Origin of the sequence: Bacillus piscicola (assembly GCF_022458745.1) — a bacterium.
GTDB classification, from domain to species: domain Bacteria; phylum Bacillota; class Bacilli; order Bacillales; family Marinococcaceae; genus Alteribacillus_A; species Alteribacillus_A piscicola.
This window is the reverse complement of record NZ_JAJJJF010000001.1, coordinates 870,459-888,527: the sequence shown is the minus strand read 5'-3', so window position 1 is coordinate 888,527 and position 18,069 is coordinate 870,459. Positions and strand designations below refer to the sequence as shown.

Below are 18,069 nucleotides of genomic sequence, written 5' to 3'. Positions count from 1 at the left end.
TGACCAACATCCTGTTGGCCGAGGGCGTGCCCGCGGAAAGCGAAGTATTTTGACGGAACGACGTCAGCAAATTACTGTTCTAACAAAACAATCCGAACTGATTGTATTCAATCGTTCGGATTGTTTTGTGGGTAATATACTTTTGCCCCAATCCTTTTTTTATACCTTCTTTTTACAAGCGCACGGAAAAGTTTGATGAAAAACAATCCATTCTCTAACACTGCTATTTCTTCATTATCCTTCTTCATAACGTTATTCATCTGCTTTGACTCCTCTGTTTTGGAAAAAGCGTTTTTTATTTATCGTCTATAAACGTGTTATGATGAGAGGAGTGGATACTTCGAAAGGGTCGAAATTAATGGATAAACGCGTCTATTTACTCATGTTTGTTTCTTTTATAGCTGGTATGTCCGAGCTCATCATTGTCGGGATTTTGGACTTAGTGGCAAACGATTTACATATCAGTCTTAGCCAAGCTGGTTTATTGATCACCGTATTTTCTATTACCTTTGCGATTTCGGCACCGATTTTACTTGTCGTTACTTCCCGAATGGAACGAAAAAAATTAACACTGCTTTCATTATTCGTCTTCTTCGGTGCCAACATACTGGCTTCCTTTAGTACGGTATATGCGCTGTTGATCATTGCTCGAATTCTTGCAGCGATAAGCGGGTCCCTATTAGTTGTACTTAGCATTACGATTGTCTCAAGAATAACCGAGGTGCAACGGCGCGGTAAAGCAATCGGGCTCGTTTTTATGGGGATCAGCGGATCGCTCGTACTAGGAGTGCCGATCGGATTAATGATCGGTAATCGTTTTGGCTGGCAGTCCCCTTTTCTATTTATCAGTATCTTAACTGTTATCGCAACCGCAGGAATTTATTTTCTCATGGAGCCGGTCACTGCCTCTCAGCCAATCCCGTTAAAAACTCAGTGGGATAGTTTGAAGGAAAGAAAAGTGCTGTTTGCTCATGTGACGACTTTTCTCTTTTTAGCGGGACATTATACGTTATATGGATACTTAAGTCCGTTTTTAAAGACGGTCATCGGCTTAAACGAAACGTGGGTGACGATCACGTATTGGATATTTGGAATCGCTGCTGTGACCGGTGGTGGCTTGGGTGGAACGTTTGCCGATCGTTTAGGAGCAAAGCCGACGATTCTTACGGTTATCGTCGTGTTTGTGCTTACTTTATTTGTGATTCCTTTTACGGCTGCTTTTCTCCCTTTTTTTCTAGTAATGTTAGCCGTTTGGGGCATCATGAGTTGGGCTTTAGCGCCACCTCTTCAAAACCATCTCATTACTATTGCACCGGGAACCTCTGATGTTCAGCAGAGTTTAAATAATTCAGCCCTACATTTAGGAATCGCTCTCGGCTCCTTAAACGGGAGTCTCGTAGTCGAGCATGCTTCCATCGAATGGAACGCCGCTGCAGGGGCTGTCGTGCTCCTTTTCGCACTCGGTTCCGCTCTCATTTCGTTTCATCAATCGAGCTATAAGCAAGTGGCGGTTTCGAAAAACTAATTAACGTATCACTGTGAACGGAGGCAATGACATGAACAATAAGGCACTAATCATGGGGGCCGTCACCATTCTAATCTGGTCTTCTTCCTTTGCGGGCATCCGGGCAAGCATTTTAGGCGGCTATGATCCTGCCCCGCTTGTTTTGATGCGATTTCTCGTTGCCTCCGGAGTATTTCTTCTTTATTTTCTACTGCCGGGCAACAAATTCCCACGGCCAAAAAAAGAAGATCTTCCTCGTATTATGCTACTTGGCTTTATAGGGATTACTGTTTATCATACTGGCCTTACTTTAGGCATGGAGTCCGTGACAGCAGGAACGGCAAGCATGATTGTCGGTGCTGCTCCTTTTTTCACTGCCATTATCGCGGTCTTTTTTCTTAAAGAACGAATGTCGTTGTTCAGCTGGATCGGCCTCGGGATTGGGTTCGTCGGAATCATCTTGATTACGTTAGGAACAAGCGGGGCCTCGATCGGCATCTCACACGGCGTTCTTTTTATTTTGGTCGCAACCATTTCAACATCCTTCTTTTTCGTTTTTCAAAAAACGTTAAACACACGATATGATGCCATTGAACTGACCGCTTATTTTACGTGGGCGGGGACACTTCCGCTCTTTTTCTTTTTCCCCGATCTGATTGATAGTCTGCAAACGGCATCGACCGCCGCCCACATTTCCGCGATCTACGTCGGGATATTCCCTGCAGCCATCGCCTATAGTTTGTGGGGCCTCGCTCTCTCCCTGGCTGACGCGAGCAAGGTAACGAGCATGATGTATGTTGAACCTGCGATCGCGATTATTATCGCTTGGATTTGGCTACAAGAATGGCCAAGTACCCTTTCGATTATTGGGGGGGGCATTGCACTATCAAGCATCTTCGTTGTCAATATGGCTGGAAAAAAACAGAGGATGCAGACGAATAACTGACACCCTCTCTCTAAATATCATATTACCGGGGAAAGAGGCCTGTTTTCTTCTGAAAGTAAGAGATTAGCAGCAGTCCTAGTGGCAGCAACGTCTGCATAATTAGAGAAGTCAATGGAAACACGGTACTACTGTGATAAGTGGAATCTGCTTCGCCAACTATCCCCCAAAAGCTAAACAGCACCGTTAAGAAACTAAGTGGAAAGACAAGTGCTTTATAGTCAGTCAACTCGAATACTTGCGCGGTTCCTAAGACAATAGCGTATTGAATAACGGTAAATTTAACAAACGCTCCTGCTACCCAGATTGCCATCACAATCGATTCCAGATGCTGCAGAAACTCCGCAATGCTTATATATTGAATCGCATCAAGCAAAGGATAATTTAACTTTGCGGTCACATCTTCGCCAAGCAGAAAGAGGACAGCCAGGTTCGTTGCAGTGAATGTTAGTGTTACTGCTATGAGGGAAATAACACCCCAGCGCGCTGCTGTCTTTTCCTTCTTTACATACGGGATCAAAAATGCGATTACAAAAAATTCTGCAAACCAACTTTGCGGCGTATAAGCTCCTTTCAGAGAGGGGGTAAACCCGTTTTCTAACATGGGCAGTGCATTTTCAGGACGCAAATCCGGAAGTATTAGCAGGAAAACAAGCAAAAGAAACAGGATGTAGATCGGTGTTAACATCTCAGCAGTCCTGCCGATCACTTCTACACCACCGCGGACGGCAAAAGCACTCAACAACATCATCGACGACACAATGATGTAAGTAGGTGTTTCTTCAAAGAAGCTGCCAGTCACAAAATCCGAGTAAATGCGGACGCCGCCTCCATTCATAACAAGGTAAAAGAACAATAACACGAGGCTGACTACTTTTCCGAGAAACTTACCAAGCAGTCGTTCACTGTATTGAATTATCGTCTGATTCGGATTCAACCGGTGAAGGTGCAGTGCAGTAAAGATGGCGATCCACCCGGCACTGGCGGCCCATACGGGTGACAGCCACATATCATTCCCGGCAGCATTAGCTGTAAGAGAGGGGATAAAGATTATTCCCGTACCCGTCACGACCGGGTACATCATGAGTGCCATCTGCGACGCAGAAATCCGGCCATTTTCCATCTTTTATCCCCTCCTTCCTCGGCTATTTTCGGATAGACTCGCCGATGGGTCCGAATAGTGCGCTAAGCCAATCTGACGGCCCTTGCATATCCGGAAAAAATAAGAGAATGACAGCAAGCACCCAAACGATTCCTGTACAGGTAACGAATGCGGTTTTTTCTTTACGCTGCTGTTTCCCTAGTTTTGGCCATTCATATAACGTGATTAAGATGACGACGATAGTGACTCCGATTACCTGTATTCCTTTCATTCAGTCCTTTTCACCTCTTCCTTTGGCACTCCTTGAGGTGCAACGGACATCCCTAACCGTTTTATATACACTTTACTATTAATCGTCACTTTGACTTCTAGAAACTTTTCTTCCCAATCATCCTCGACAGCGTCCCATTCAGCCGGGTATTTACGATGAAAGGCGTCAGCAAAACCAAGAATATCGGTTTTAAGTTCTTGTTGGACATCGTTCAGTGCCATATAAATCCGTTCTTCGACTTTTTCTCCTAAAAGCTCTTCCAACTGTTGAATAATTTGTGGATCTGTTAACTGTAAATTCGTTTGATTTTCGACAATGTCATCCTCCGCTACAATGTTAACTTGCATTTCCCATATACCATTTTCGATTTTAGGAACCAGTTTAGTGTGAGACCGAATTAAATTAAAAGAGATAAAGCCTTCCGTGTTGTCTGGTGATAGTTTTACTGCTGCTAGATGTATTTCATCCCTTAGCCATAACACCCCCCTCGTTACCTCTTCATCAATGGAGCCGATCATTTTTTCATTTTTGAACACTGCTGTTCCTGTTATTTGTAAGCCTCCCTTTTCGTTCTCTTCGAATATGGGCAGTACTTTTGGCAAGGCTGCTGACCCGGCATCGCTGTTTAACATTTGCAGCAGCTCTTTAATCGTGACTGACATTCCAGTTTTAAGCTTTGCCAGCTCTCTTGCAATATCCCCGGAACTAGGCTCTAATTGCGGCAGTAACCGAAGGACCTCCGCTGCTTTCCCCTCACTTACGTACACATAAGAACGGAGTCGCGGATCAGGATGATGAGCAAAGAAATCTACATAAGGCTGAACCCCTTCCTTAGCCACCTCTTTGCCAATAATCAAAGCCTGGTTATGTCCCCAGAAAATGTTCCGTGAAAGTTGTTGCTGGATAAAAGACATCGCCTCAAAAATCGTCTCTCCTTCTGCCTGTTTCGTTATCGTCGGTTTCTTACCGGAGCCCCCTCCTCCCTCCGATCCTTGCTGCCCGCCCATTTGAGATGGGTTGGCAAACTGTAGAGTAAGAGTAATGCCGCTGCCTTCCGCTTTATCGATGGCGACCGCCGTAACAATCGCAAGGTCATTAAGTTCCGTTCTATCCCAACAACCGGTAAGGAGAAAAGTCATAGAAAGGAGCGGTACCAAGACCGCAATACTCATACCTTTTTGTAGCATTTTCCTTAACTGCAGTGCCACCTACTCCTCCCCCTTGCCCGGGTTCGGCTTTTGTGAAGCAGATTGCCGATGTTCGTTGTAAGCACCCGTGAAGTGAGGTCTCGCATTTAATTTCCACCACGGGGCACGGGCAAGTGTATCTTTCATCTCACCCGATTTCATCGGGGCCATTGGGCTGAGATATGGAACACCAAAGGAACGTAGCGTACTTAAATGGATAACGATCGCAATGATTCCTAACATAATTCCAAGAATTCCTAAGGTCCCTGCTAGAATAATCATTGGGAAACGAAGCATCCGCAAGGCGATTGCCTGAGAATAACGCGGGATCGTAAAAGAAGCAATTCCTGTTAGGGCTACGACAATAACCATCGGCGCCGACACAATACCTGCTGTTACTGCAGACTCCCCAATAACAAGCGCACCGACAATGCTAACTGCAGCCCCGATTTGTTTAGGAAGCCGTATCCCTGCTTCCCGTAGGGCTTCAAACGTCACTTCCATGATTAAGGCTTCGATTAAAGCAGGGAACGGTAGCTGTTCTCGGGATGCGGCCATACTAATAAGCAGTGCGGTCGGTACCATCTCCTGGTGAAACGTAATAACGGCTACATAAAAAGACGGCAGCAGCAGGGAGATTACTAAAAAGGCATAGCGCAGCCAGCGAATCAAGGTGCTCATAATAAACCGCATATAATAGTCTTCACTTGCCTGCAAAAAAGAATAAAGAGACACGGGGGCAATCATCACGAAAGGGGTGCCGTCTACCAAAATGACAACACGGCCTTCTAATAAGCTTCCCGCTGCCACATCAGGACGTTCTGTCGTTAAAACTTGTGGAAAGGGGGAATAAGGATAATCTTCAATGAATTCTTCAAGAACGCCACTATCCAGGACCCCGTCTATTTCGACACGTGCTACTCGATTTCGGACTTCTTTTATTAACGTTTCGTCGGCGAGACCGGATACATAGGAAATAATAACTGTTGTTTTTGTGTACGTCCCGATTTCTATCGTTTCCATCTTGAGCTGGGGGCTACGGATTTTCCGACGCAACAGCGCACGGTTCACGTGAAGGGATTCGACAAAACCTTCACGAGGCCCGCGAACTACCGATTCACTGCTTGGCTCAGAAATGGCACGAGTTTCCGGCTTAGCCAGCCCTAAGGAAAAGCCCGTACTGCTTCCTTCTAGTATCACAACCGGGTTTCCTACTGATATTTCTGACACGCAGTTGGTATAAGTTTCGACTTCTGTGACACTCGCTACAGCCACTTTCTTTTTTAGTAACTCCCGGACACTACCTTGTTCCGCGTATGTTTTTTTCATAAGCGGTGCCAATACATTATCATCGATTTCTTCGACTTGTGTTAACCCATCGATATAGACAAGGAGTGCATCCTCTTTTCCATTTAGAAAAAACGACCGAAACACAACATCCGAACAGTTTGCATACAGCTTTTTCAATTCTTCTTTATTGTCAGTCAATTGATCCGACAATGATTTGTTGTCAGACGGGACATTGCTTTCTTGCAGAGTGTGTTGCTTCGCTTGTTTTTCTATGTACTTACGCCGCCTGAGTTTCAAGATTGATCGTCCTCTCACGATTGTTTACCTTTATGTATTATAGGCACTCGATAAGAGGGATAAACTCCATAAGTTCAATTTTCTACTAATAACCCGTTCGTGTTTTTCTATTAATAAACTCGAAGTTATGTCACCATTAGATAATCATACGTCATGAAAGAGTACTGCTCCAGATTTAACAGCATTTTGAGGGGTATACGGAATCGTAAAAACATACTAGCGGAGAAATCACGAGTCATTGCAAAACAAAAGCCGAGTCATTGCGAATTAGGACTCGGCTTCTGCCTTCTCGTGTTACTTACGGTGTATCCTTCTGTACAAAAGTGAGAATCAAAAAGAATACAAAACTTAGCAGCAGGACAGAGCCGCCAATGATATAAAACAAGAGATTAAACAGCTCAGGCAGACCGAACGGCTGTAAGTTCTGCAGCCACATTCCGGCTGTTAATCCAATCGAACCGATAATCGCTGTCCAAACTTGTAAGGTTGCGAGTACGCTCTTCTCACGGTAAAAAACTTTATAATACATTGCCCAAGCAAATAAACTGAGCCAGCCGACAACAAGAATGTGAGCATGGACAGGCCGAAACGCATACGAACCCGCCCCTGCCATGTGTGATCCGACAAACGCCCCGATTAATGCAAAAATAGCAGAAAACCGAAGTAACACTTTACTGTAATTGTTCATCATATTTATCTCTCCTCAACTATTTCATCTTCTTTATCCTTATGAATGACTATTAAAAGGGCCGGCATCAACATTCCCCTTATGAGGAACGTGTCCATCAATATTCCAAGAGCCATCACAACGCCGAATAAGTACAACTCCTGGAGAGGCTGCGTAATTAATACAGAAAAAGTAGCAGCCAGTATCACTCCTGCTGACGAAATAACACCGCCTGTCAAACCAAGTCCACGGATGACAGCCTCTTTCCATGGGATCTTTTCAGCTTCTTCCCGGATACGGGCAACAAGCATAATGTTATAATCCACTCCCAATGCTACCATAAAGACAAATGTATATAACGGCAAGCGGTAACTGACAGACTCCAATCCTATTATATAATGAAAAATCATCCAGCTAAAACCGAGAACAGCGGTATAAGACAACAAAATGGTTCCCATCATGAGTGCTGCCATCTTAAATGACTTGGTCTGCAAACTCAACATAATGCATAACAGAGCCGTTACAATCGAAAAGACTACCACCATATCACGGACGTTCAGCGACCGTATGTCCAATTGATCAGCCGTCTGTCCTGCAAGATGCAGTTGATACTGATCTGGCGGCAAGCCGCTTTCCCGAAGAAGGGAATTCTCCTCCTCCCGTAGTGTCTCTATTGCATTGATTGACTTCGCATCATAAGGGTGATGGTCCAAGATCAATTGCATCTTCACCGCGTTCTTTTTTTCCGATAAGAAGTTCTCCATAAGGTCAGCTTTTCCCTCGACCATTTCAGAAGTAACACGTGGGCTGACAGAATTGATGTCTTCATTTGCTGCCAACATTTCTTGCAGGGACTTAATGTGTGCAAGTGCTTCTTGATCGATTACCCTTTTAGAATCACTTTCCAGAATAACGTGAACCGGCGCTAGCTGCCCTGGTGGATAGTTTTCTTCTAACAGTTCAAACCCTGCGCGCGATGACATATCTTCAGGAAATGACTTCATTAAATTGAAGGAATATGCAATCGAAGGAACGTTAATCATACCAATGATTAGGAATAACAACAAAACAATCGCTATGACACGCGGTCGCCGGCTGACACCAAGGGCTGCTTTTTCCCAAAATCCCTTTTTTGATTTTTCTTCCGTGTTTTCTTTTGGTACCGACGGCCAAAAAGTCCGTCTTCCCATCAAAGCAAAGAAGCTTGGAATCAAAGTCAATCCTGCCAGAAAAATAATGACAATCGCCGTTGAAAAAACAGGCGCGAAATGATGGTAAGGCTTGAAAACCGCTGTAAACAATGTCAACATCGCTAAAAGAATCGTACCACCGCTAAAGAAGATTGGTTCTGATACGTGAAAAATCGCTTCTTTCATCGCATCATACTTGGACGTGTGTCGTTTCAACTCTTCCCGGTAACGTGAAAAAATAAATAAACTGTAGTCTGTTAAAATGGCAAATAAAAGTACCGTCATAATAGATACGGCTTGCCCGTCTACAGAAAACCACCCGTTTTTCCCGGCAAGTCCCAAAACTCGGTCAACAACTTGATAAACAATACCGGCAATAACAAGCGGAACAATTGCCAGCAGGGGAGAACGGTAAATGATGATCAGTAAAACGAATATCAGCAGAACCGTAGCAGCCATAAGAATGAAATCAGCATTCTGAAAAATTTCAATTGTATCTGATGATATCCCTGCAGGACCAGTAATTTCTGTCTGGGTATCAGGAAGGTCGAGCTTCGCGATTTCTTCTTCCATTTTTGCTAATGTCTCATGGGCAGCATCTGAGTCTAAATCTTTCTCGAGAGCAAAATTAAATAAAAGTGTCGTTCTGTCATCAGAGTACATCTTCTCTTGAATGTTGGAAGGAAAAGTATGATAAGGGAGCGCACTCTCAATATGCTCTGGTCTCTTGGAAGAATGGACCCACTCAGAAAAATTCGTGATTTGCCGACGATCCTTTTTAGACAATCCGCCTTCTTTGTGAAAAACAAGCAGACCCGTGAGCCCTTTGTCAGAAGGGAAATATTGTTCCTCCTTTTGGCTGGCAATTTCGGAAGGTGTATCTTCATTTATACTGCCTTCCGTGCTGCTTGAAGAATAATCAGATGATCCTGGGGCGATGAGCGTCATGACCGCTGCCAGCACGAGCCACACTGCCACGATTATTTTTGCACCTTTCGAACTGCCTGAATATTTTACGACTTTTCGTAACGAGCGTAACATAAGCATCACTCCTATTCTCTATTCTGCTGTTTTGTATCTTACAGCTCGAATATGAACGGAGTATGAATAAGACCGTCCTTTACGCTTTTTTCTTCGGCAGTACCACCTCAAATGTAGAACCCTTGCCTTTCGCTGTTTTCACCTCTATTTTACCATCGTGGAGTTTCACAATCGTATGGGCGATCGCAAGGCCAAGACCGGTGCCTTCCACACCGCGTGAGCGAACTGTATCTGCCCGGTAAAAACGTTCAAAAATGTGAGCTGCTTCTTCCTGTTCTAAACCGATCCCTTCGTCTTGAAATATTACTGAAACAGCATCCACTCCATCTTCAATCGCTACGTATATGGTGCCATTTTGTTTATTGTATTTTAACGCATTGGTCAGCAAATTTTCCCAGACGGTGTACAGAAGGGAAGCGTCTCCCACTACTGTCGTTTCCGGCAGAGAATAGTGGATCATGATCCCTTTTTCTTGACTCGCCCATTGATGCATGCGTATCACTTCTTTTAATTGGACGCTTAAGTAAACGGTTTGAATGTGCATGATATCCTCCGGGTGTTGCAGCGACGTGCTTAATAGCAGCTGTTCGGTCATATCGGAAAGCCGTTTCGTTTCATCCCGGATGACTGCTAAGTATTGCGCTCGTTGTTGCTTGGACAAGGTCTCTTTTTCCAAAAGGCTTGCATAGCCATTGATGTTTGAGAGCGGGGATTGGATATCATGGGAAACACTTGAAATGAAATCATTTTTCATCTCGTCCAACTGACCCAATTTTTCGGCCATCCTATTGAAGCTGATCGATAACTTTCCAATCTCGTCTTTTCTATCAATGTCTAAGACAATATCAAAATTTCCTGTGGATAATGCTTGCGTTGCTTTTGTCAACCTCGTAATCGGCTGAATCAAGAACTTTGCTCCTGCGAGGACAAATACGATACTTAAGAAGATCGTGATCCCGAGTAACCAGGCAAACAAGTAATGCATTTCATTAAAGAGTAATTTAATGTTTGGACGAATAAAGAGAGCATATTGTCTGTCCTTGTATTTAAAAGGAACGCCAATTGTATTCGTTAATTCATTTGCAAAGAAGCCGGTCACAAACGTTTCTTGAGGAAACTCTGCCATTCCATGATAAATATTGCCGTTTAATACATTCTGAACAGTATCCTGCGAGAGCTCCTCTTTCCGAAAAGGATCCCCGTAATAAGCTCCTTCAAGGCTTTCGTTCGTGACATAAACGTGATACCCGACAGAAGCGATGTGCTCGAAATAAGTATGGAGTTCCAAATCCTTCGTATTTCCTGCGTACGTCGCTATTTCTTGAGCAATTTTAGTGTTTTTTTCGTCATTTTCGTTTTTTAATACTTGTTGATAATATGTATTCGAAATGAGGAAGGCCATAACACCACTTGCTAACATTATGGAGATAGTCGTCAATGTGAACTTTACATACAACGACTTCATTCCGAATCCACCTCTAAGGCGTAGCCGACTCCGCGTATTGTTTTTATCTGAAAAGCATCTGTCAGCTTAGCAAAACGCTCACGCAACCTTTTAACATGGACATCGACGGTTCGCTCGTCACCCTCATAGTCCATTCCCCACACCTTTTCGATTAAATGCTCACGGGAAAACACTTGTCTTGGGTGGGAGGCGAGTAAAAATAACAGCTCGAATTCTTTTAAAGGTAAGAGCATTGCCTGACTGCCGATTTTCACTTCATACATCTCTCTATTGATGACAGCCGGTCCAAGACGGATGATGGCATCTTCATTTTTCTGATAGCGACGCAGCAATGCCTCCACACGAAACAGCAATTCTTTCGGCTCAAACGGCTTCACAAGATAGTCATCTGTCCCCACCCGATACCCCTTCTCTTTATCTGCAAGTTGGTTCTTGGCGGTTAATAAAATAACAGGAATATCATAGGTGCGGCGGATGTCTTCTGTTAACTCATAACCGTCCACGACTGGCATCATAATGTCTACAATTGCCACATCACAGGAATGTTCCGCTAAACACTCCAGTGCTTCCATGCCATCGGCTGCTTCTAAAACAGTATAGCCTTCTTCTGCAAAGAAAACAGTTACTAACTCCCGAACATTCTGATCATCATCGACTACTAGAATCGTTTGCACAGGAATCCCCCTTCATGTGTTCATAGTATCAAAAAGCCTGTTATTTGCCTTCTTTAAAAAAGCAGATTACTTTTTAAATAGCTGTTATTTGCCTATGATAGAGGTTATTAACTTATCTTTTGAAAAACAGGTGAAACTTATGGCAAACATCTTGAAAAATCCGTGGGTACTTGTGATAACAATCGGGCTTGGTACCTTGCTTAACCCTTTAAACTCTTCCATGATTTCCGTTGCGTTAACGAGAATTCAGCATGAGTTTGCTTTGTCGTTTGCCGATGCCACGTGGCTGATTTCTATTTTCTACTTGGCAAGCGCTGCCGGACAGCCGGTGATGGGAAAACTAAGTGACATGTTTGGTCCGAAAAGACTTTTTATTAGCGGTCTTATTATTGTTGCAGGAGCTTCTTTATTAGCTCCATTCTCGCCCAATTTTCTTTCTTTACTCGGGTGTCGTGCCCTTCAAGCGATTGGCAGTTCTACGTTATTCCCGAGTGGAATGTCAATGGTTCGGACAAATATTACGGAAGGACAAGCTAAAGCTCTATCGGTCCTCTCTATTTTTGCGACCACTTCAGCAGCTTTCGGGCCTTCCATTGGCGGCTTTTTGATTGCCTCCTGGGACTGGCCATCCATTTTCATTATCAACTTTCCCTTTATTGTAGTTTCTTTTACACTCGCCTTTTTGGTTCTGCCAAACAAGGGTAAAGGCAAGCTGGAGTTGAAACGGATTGATTTTTTAGGAATTGTTCTCTTTATTACCGCTATCGTCGGGTTGATTCTGTTCCTTCTCTCTTTGGAGAGCACAATAAACTGGCTCTCATTTATCGTCTTCGCAGGGGCCGGTGTTATCTTCTATGTATACGAAAGCAAACGGGATGAACCGTTCATTGACGTTGCCTCTCTAAAAAAGAATCATAATGTCACTCTTGTATATGGACAATTTATCACAATCAATTTAATTTATTATTGTTATTTTTTCGGTTTCCCGACTTTTTTACAGCAAGTACTTGCCTACGATGCCAAACATACGGGGCTCATCATGCTTGCATTGGCTGGCTCAAGCATCATTACGGCTCCAATTGCCGGTCGGCTTATTGATAAACGCGGCTCAAAACTTCCGCTTGTAATCGGTGCTGTGATGCTCCTTGCCGGCACTGCGTTACTTCTCAGCTACCATGAAGGGTCACCACTGTTATGGCTGATTGTGATTATGATTATTCTTGGGTTTAGTAGTGGCTTCAACAACATTTCTGCCCAGACTGCCCTATATGAGAACATTGACGAGAAGGATACCGGTTCTGCTTCAGGACTCTTTCAAACGAGCCGGTACCTCGGATCTATTCTTTCTTCAAGTTTACTCGGCGTGACGTTCAGTGAGAACCTTGATACCGAACATCTCCACCTTGTTGCTATTATTTGCACGGTTTTTGCGGTAGTGGTTGTCCTGCTGGCTCTACGGCTCCCCGCCCCTCACCAGGCAAAAGCTCCATCTAAGTGAATAGGGGGGTTATTTTGAAATAGTGAAAAAAATGTATACGCTTTAGAAAAATCGTATGATAAACTAAAAGAGTTGTAGTAAAAAAGGAGGGGGTTCATGTGAGATTATGGCTGTCTTCCTTGCAATGGGTCGCCTTTATTTTAGCGGGGACTATCGTAGTCCCGATAGTCATTGGGGAAGCATTTGGCATGTCTACCCCGGAGATCGCTGCTTTTCTTCAGCGGACCCTTTTTGTACTCGGCATCGCCGGTCTGCTGCAAGTTTTATTTGGACACCGGCTGCCGATTATGGAAGGGCCCGCTGGCTTATGGTGGGGTATTTTTATCGTCTATGCCGGCCTTGTTTCCTCCGGGGGGCTGTCCGGTGAAAGCGCTCTCCGTCAATTAGAGGCAGGCATGCTTATTAGCGGTACATTATTTCTGATCGCCGGTCTGTTTCGCTGGATCGACGCAATCAAAAAATTGTTCACACCACTTGTTACCGGTACATATTTAATCTTGCTCGTCGCACAGCTCAGCGGCTCGTTTATTAAAGGAATACTCGGGATTAATTACTTTACCGAGGGAGTGGATCCGAAAGTTGCCTTGCCTGCAATCGGCATTTTAATTTTCGCCATTTTACTGTCAAAATCCCGGATAGCGTTTGTTAAAAGCTACTCCATTCTAATCAGCTTGGTTGTCGGTTGGCTGCTCTTTTATCTACTTGGATTAACAAGACCAATGACAGCAACTGAGGGATGGGTGACACTGCCGGAATTTCTCGCATTTGGCATTCCTGAGTTTTCAAGTGGAATGACAATCACCGCAGTGATGACAGCACTGTTACTGCTCACGAACATGATTGCGAGCATTAAAGTGATGGAAAATGTCATGAAACAGCAGAACGCCTACAAGAAAGCTGCCAATTATAATCACTCTAGCATCATCACAGGTATTAACCAGTGGCTGAGCGGATTATTTGCCGCTGTTGGTTCTGTACCGCTCTCTTCAACGGCCGGCTTTCTCATGACGACCAAAACAGTCGAAAAACTGCCGTTTATTATTGGGAATGTAATCGTCGTTTCAATCAGCTTTTTCCCTATTTTCACATCATTTGTTGCAAGTATTCCGCCTCCGGTTGGATACGCCGTCATTTTCATCACCATTGCGAGTCTCTCATCACTTGGGGTGAAAGAATACCATTCTTTGAAAATGACTGAAAACGAATTATTTATAATTTCTCTTGCGCTAATGATCGGGATCGGCAGTTTATTCGTTCCCGGTGAAGCATTAACGCACTTACCAGGTGTCGTGATGTCGATTGCAAATAATGGTCTTATCCTTGGAACCGTCACTTGTATTGTTCTTGAACAGATTTTCATCTATTTGGAAAAAAGGAAAAAATAGTTTTACATCATATGGTAACTCTGATATTGCGTTTTAAATATATACACATTATCGGTATACGTACCAGGCTCACCCTGCAGTCATTTTTAAATAGAAGCTGGAATCTATTCCGTTTGCGGAGTTCCAGCTTCTTTCTCATGAGAAGCCACTTTTTCTTGCTTTTTCCGGACGATGACCAGACGGAAAAAAAAGCCACAGGCCGCCGCAGTGAGTCCCGCTGTAATTCCAACCCAGAATCCATACGCTTCCAAACTCGTAAATGCTGCGAGCAGATAACCAGTCGGAAAGCCGATACCCCAGTACGAGATAAGCGCTATTACAAATGGAAGGGTGACGTCTTTATAACCGCGCAACACCCCCTGAAGGGAAGCCTGTACTGCGTCTGAGAACTGATAAAAAATCGCAAACACGATAAACTGTCCTGTCATTACAAGGACCGCGGGATCAGCGCTGTAAAAAGAGGCAATGGTGAGACGGAAAAAGTAAAGAAAAAACGAGCAAACAAACAAAATACAGATTGCCGACAGCGTACCGAACACTGTATACTTCTGTGCGTTGTCATAACGCTTCCCACCTACCGAATAAGCGACCACAATGGTTAGGGCCATCGAAATGCTTAACGGTACCATAAAAATCATTGAGGTAAAGTTCAGTGCTGCCTGATGGGCTGCAAGTGTAATCTTATCAAACATCGAGGCCACCAAAATGGTTACCACTGAAAAAATGCTTACTTCAAAAAAAAGGGACAAACCAATGGGGATTCCGATCGCAAGCTGCATTTTCCATGCTTTTACAGAAGGTTTGAACCATCGTACAAACAGACGATACCGGCGCATGATTTCATTTGTAAATGTCATCCATACACTAATACCTGCCAACAGCCAGTATGTAAGCGCGGTGGCATAGCCGGCACCAATACCTCCGAGTTCAGGAAAACCCGCATACCCAAAAATCAAAAAAAGGTTTAGAAGAAAATTAACCGGGAGTGCGAGCAACGTAATAACCATCGTGATCCGCGGGTAACCTTGAGAATCAAAAAAATACCGAAGCACATGAGCGATAAATAACGGAATAACACCGATGGACAACCCAATTAAATAATGCTTGGCAATATGGTGAACACCCGCCTCCAAATCCATGAGCCCGAGTACCGGTTCTAAAGCGAAGCCGCCGGCGAGAAGGACAAATCCAGCGAGCAGGATCGCTAAATAAAACGCCTGCGTTACCGATTCTGCTATCTCTTCCTTACGGCCGCTTCCCATAAGCTGAGCGACAATCGGTGTGACCGCCAGCAAAATCCCGTTAAACCCTAGAAATACAGGCATCCATAAACTGGATCCGACAGCAACTCCAGCTAAATCGTCAACTCCTGCACGTCCAGACATCATGGTGTCAATTAAGCTCATCGCAAAAAAACCAACCTGTGTGACGAGAATGGGCCCCATCACAACTAAAAACAAACGTATTCTTTCTTTCCACGTATCCGCATGAAACATGTTGTCTTCCCCCACATAGATATCCAATCTGTTATTAATGATACCATCATACCACCGTTATGACGTATCTATTTCAGTGATCCCTTCATTTGGAGACGTTATACGTCTACTATGGTGTTGCTATGTAAGTGATTTCCTGATTTCATGACTTTATACCGTTCCTATGGTGTCGTTATTAAGGTGTTTCCTCGTTTTTATAGCTTCATACTGTCTCTAAGACGCCGTTATTTCAACCGTCTTCGCATTTAACGACTTCATACGGTTGCTATGACGTGATTATTTTTACTAGACCACGTTTTCACGACACTATCGTCTCGCTATAACACCTCTATATCGCTGGTTCTCTGAATTCATGTCGCTATACCCTGTCTTGCTGAGGGACAGCAATCTGCTTAGAAAAAAACGGCCGCTCCCTTCAGCGGCCTCCTTCATCTCCAGCAGAAACTTTCATTCTTTTTCTCTACAAATCACGCGCTTTTGCATCGGTTTCTTCCCTTGGCACTGCTCGGTACACAAATAGTGAGAGTGCAAAGGCGGCAACCGCCATCGCAAAGGCAATAAAGTATACAAGTTCAACCCCTGCAACTAATGATTCCTGTACGACAATCGGGTCGGCAGGGGTTTTTGCATGTTCTAAAAAATGCTTCTGCCGGGCATTCATAATACTGACAAACACCGAGACTCCAATTGCTCCTGCAACAGGTTGCAGTGTTGTCATCACAGCGGTGCCGTGTGGATATAATCGTTTGGGAAGCTGGTTCAATCCATTTGTCTCCGCTGGCATCATTATAGCAGACACGGACAGCATTAATAACATATAGCTGACAACAATCACCCAAAGATGAGTCTCCAAATCTACACGACTCAATATTAACATCGTGCCTGCTAATATGACCGAGGCAGGAATGAGTAGCAAACGTGGACCAAATTTATCAAATAAATGACCCATCACCGGTGACATGAGCCCATTTAATAAGCTTCCCGGTAATAATAACAGACCTGCCGCAGATGCCGTTAAAGCGAGCGGTCCCTGCATATAAAGCGGCAAGATGATTTCAGAAGAGAACATGGCCATTAAAATAATAAGAAACAGAATAACCCCATGCGTGTACATCGGAAAAGTGAAAACACGGAGATCAAGAAGGGGCTCTTCAAGTCGCCATTGCCGGAACGAAAAAAATATAAGTGCGGCAGCTCCTATTCCAATTGAAATAAGTACGACCGGGTCTAGGAATCCACTGTCACTTTCGCCGACAGAACTAAAACCGAAGACAATACTTCCAAAACCAATCGTTGATAACAAAAGTGATAATACATCTATTTTCGGCTTCGTCACATCGGATACGTTGATTAAAAATTTATAAGCAAATGCAATTGAAAACAGTGCGAAAGGCAATACGGTAATAAATAAAAAGCGCCACCCCAAATGTTCGACGATAATACCCGATAGAGTCGGACCGATCGCCGGCGCAAACATAATCACTAAACCAACCAAACCCATTACTTTCCCACGCCGTTCTGGTGGGAAAATAAGTAAAAACACATTAAAAATAATCGGGATTAACAAGCCGGTTCCCATCGCCTGGATAAGTCTTCCTACAAGCAGGATAGGAAAAGTGGGAGCAGCTGCACAGATTGACGTTCCAATTGTAAAGACAAGCATCGTGCTTAAAAATAGCTGCCGTGTCGTGAACCACTGCATTAAAACAGCAGAAGCCGGAATGATAACGCCCATTACGAGCATAAAGCCTGTCGCCATCCACTGCACGGTCGTTACCGTAACACCAAATTCTTTCATCAATGTTGTCAGTGCAATATTTAATAGCGTTTCATTTAATATCGCAAAAAAAGCGCCAATCATTAAAGAAAGCATGATCGGCATTACCTTCACCTTAGGATTGTCTGCCAAATATTCATACGTTTTGTTGCTATGATCCGTCATCGCTTTTATTACCCCTTTTATGAGCTGAAACCATCTGCATAGAAGACATTGAAAACAGCCATCTCCTTACCGCAGTATCCAAGGAGAAAGGGCGCAGTGGATGCGCCCTTTCTCCTT

The 18,069-nt window shown here is 44.0% G+C and carries 15 protein-coding genes; 4 read left to right on the top strand and 11 right to left on the bottom strand.

What is annotated here, in order from left to right:
* Positions 1 to 107: 107 nt before the first annotated feature.
* On the bottom strand, positions 108 to 260 hold the full coding sequence (locus tag LOR49_RS04260; RefSeq protein WP_240374865.1) for a hypothetical protein: 153 nt from the start codon (positions 258 to 260) through the stop codon (positions 108 to 110).
* 98 nt (positions 261 to 358) lie between these two features.
* Between LOR49_RS04260 and LOR49_RS04255 the strand changes: the two genes are divergently transcribed.
* Positions 359 to 1,525, top strand: a complete 1,167-nt coding sequence (locus tag LOR49_RS04255) for an MFS transporter (protein ID WP_240374864.1) — start codon at positions 359 to 361, stop codon at positions 1,523 to 1,525.
* A 31-nt stretch (positions 1,526 to 1,556) separates the two neighbouring features.
* On the top strand, positions 1,557 to 2,450 hold the full coding sequence (locus LOR49_RS04250) for a DMT family transporter (RefSeq protein ID WP_240374863.1): 894 nt from the start codon (positions 1,557 to 1,559) through the stop codon (positions 2,448 to 2,450).
* 22 nt (positions 2,451 to 2,472) lie between these two features.
* On the opposite strand, the gene LOR49_RS04245 is transcribed toward LOR49_RS04250, so the two are convergent.
* The 8 genes from LOR49_RS04245 to LOR49_RS04210 form a co-directional block, all read right to left on the bottom strand.
* On the bottom strand, positions 2,473 to 3,570 hold the full coding sequence (locus LOR49_RS04245) for a GerAB/ArcD/ProY family transporter (RefSeq protein WP_240374862.1): 1,098 nt from the start codon (positions 3,568 to 3,570) through the stop codon (positions 2,473 to 2,475).
* Positions 3,571 to 3,592: 22 nt separating this feature from the next.
* The gene (locus LOR49_RS04240) at positions 3,593 to 3,820 is read right to left on the bottom strand and encodes a hypothetical protein (RefSeq protein ID WP_240374861.1); all 228 of its coding nucleotides are present in this window, start codon (positions 3,818 to 3,820) and stop codon (positions 3,593 to 3,595) included.
* On the bottom strand, positions 3,817 to 5,028 hold the full coding sequence (locus LOR49_RS04235; RefSeq protein WP_240374860.1) for a Ger(x)C family spore germination protein: 1,212 nt from the start codon (positions 5,026 to 5,028) through the stop codon (positions 3,817 to 3,819). Before LOR49_RS04235 ends, LOR49_RS04240 begins: the two co-directional genes overlap by 4 nt.
* Positions 5,029 to 6,594, bottom strand: coding sequence for a spore germination protein (locus LOR49_RS04230; RefSeq protein ID WP_420830393.1), 1,566 nt, complete (start codon positions 6,592 to 6,594; stop codon positions 5,029 to 5,031).
* 298 nt (positions 6,595 to 6,892) lie between these two features.
* A complete protein-coding gene (locus LOR49_RS04225; RefSeq protein WP_240374991.1) occupies positions 6,893 to 7,282 on the bottom strand; it encodes a hypothetical protein in 390 nt (129 codons plus the stop codon).
* A 5-nt stretch (positions 7,283 to 7,287) separates the two neighbouring features.
* Positions 7,288 to 9,492 (bottom strand): MMPL family transporter, encoded by a 2,205-nt coding sequence (locus tag LOR49_RS04220; RefSeq protein ID WP_240374859.1) that lies wholly within the window; start codon positions 9,490 to 9,492, stop codon positions 7,288 to 7,290.
* Positions 9,493 to 9,571: 79 nt separating this feature from the next.
* A complete protein-coding gene (locus LOR49_RS04215; RefSeq protein ID WP_240374858.1) occupies positions 9,572 to 10,957 on the bottom strand; it encodes a sensor histidine kinase in 1,386 nt (461 codons plus the stop codon).
* Positions 10,954 to 11,631, bottom strand: coding sequence for a response regulator transcription factor (locus LOR49_RS04210; RefSeq protein WP_240374857.1), 678 nt, complete (start codon positions 11,629 to 11,631; stop codon positions 10,954 to 10,956). Before LOR49_RS04210 ends, LOR49_RS04215 begins: the two co-directional genes overlap by 4 nt.
* 139 nt (positions 11,632 to 11,770) lie before the next feature.
* Between LOR49_RS04210 and LOR49_RS04205 the strand changes: the two genes are divergently transcribed.
* Entirely contained in the window at positions 11,771 to 13,129 is a 1,359-nt protein-coding gene (locus LOR49_RS04205; protein WP_240374856.1) for an MFS transporter, read from the top strand.
* A gap of 98 nt (positions 13,130 to 13,227) precedes the next feature.
* A complete protein-coding gene (locus tag LOR49_RS04200; RefSeq protein ID WP_240374855.1) occupies positions 13,228 to 14,514 on the top strand; it encodes a purine/pyrimidine permease in 1,287 nt (428 codons plus the stop codon).
* A 104-nt stretch (positions 14,515 to 14,618) separates the two neighbouring features.
* On the opposite strand, the gene LOR49_RS04195 is transcribed toward LOR49_RS04200, so the two are convergent.
* Both LOR49_RS04195 and LOR49_RS04190 read right to left on the bottom strand, forming a co-directional pair.
* A complete protein-coding gene (locus LOR49_RS04195; RefSeq protein WP_240374854.1) occupies positions 14,619 to 16,010 on the bottom strand; it encodes an MATE family efflux transporter in 1,392 nt (463 codons plus the stop codon).
* A gap of 460 nt (positions 16,011 to 16,470) precedes the next feature.
* Positions 16,471 to 17,952 carry an MDR family MFS transporter gene (locus LOR49_RS04190; protein WP_240374853.1) on the bottom strand — a complete coding sequence of 494 codons (1,482 nt, stop codon included), beginning with the start codon at positions 17,950 to 17,952 and terminating at the stop codon, positions 16,471 to 16,473.
* Between the last annotated feature and the right edge of the window lie 117 nt (positions 17,953 to 18,069).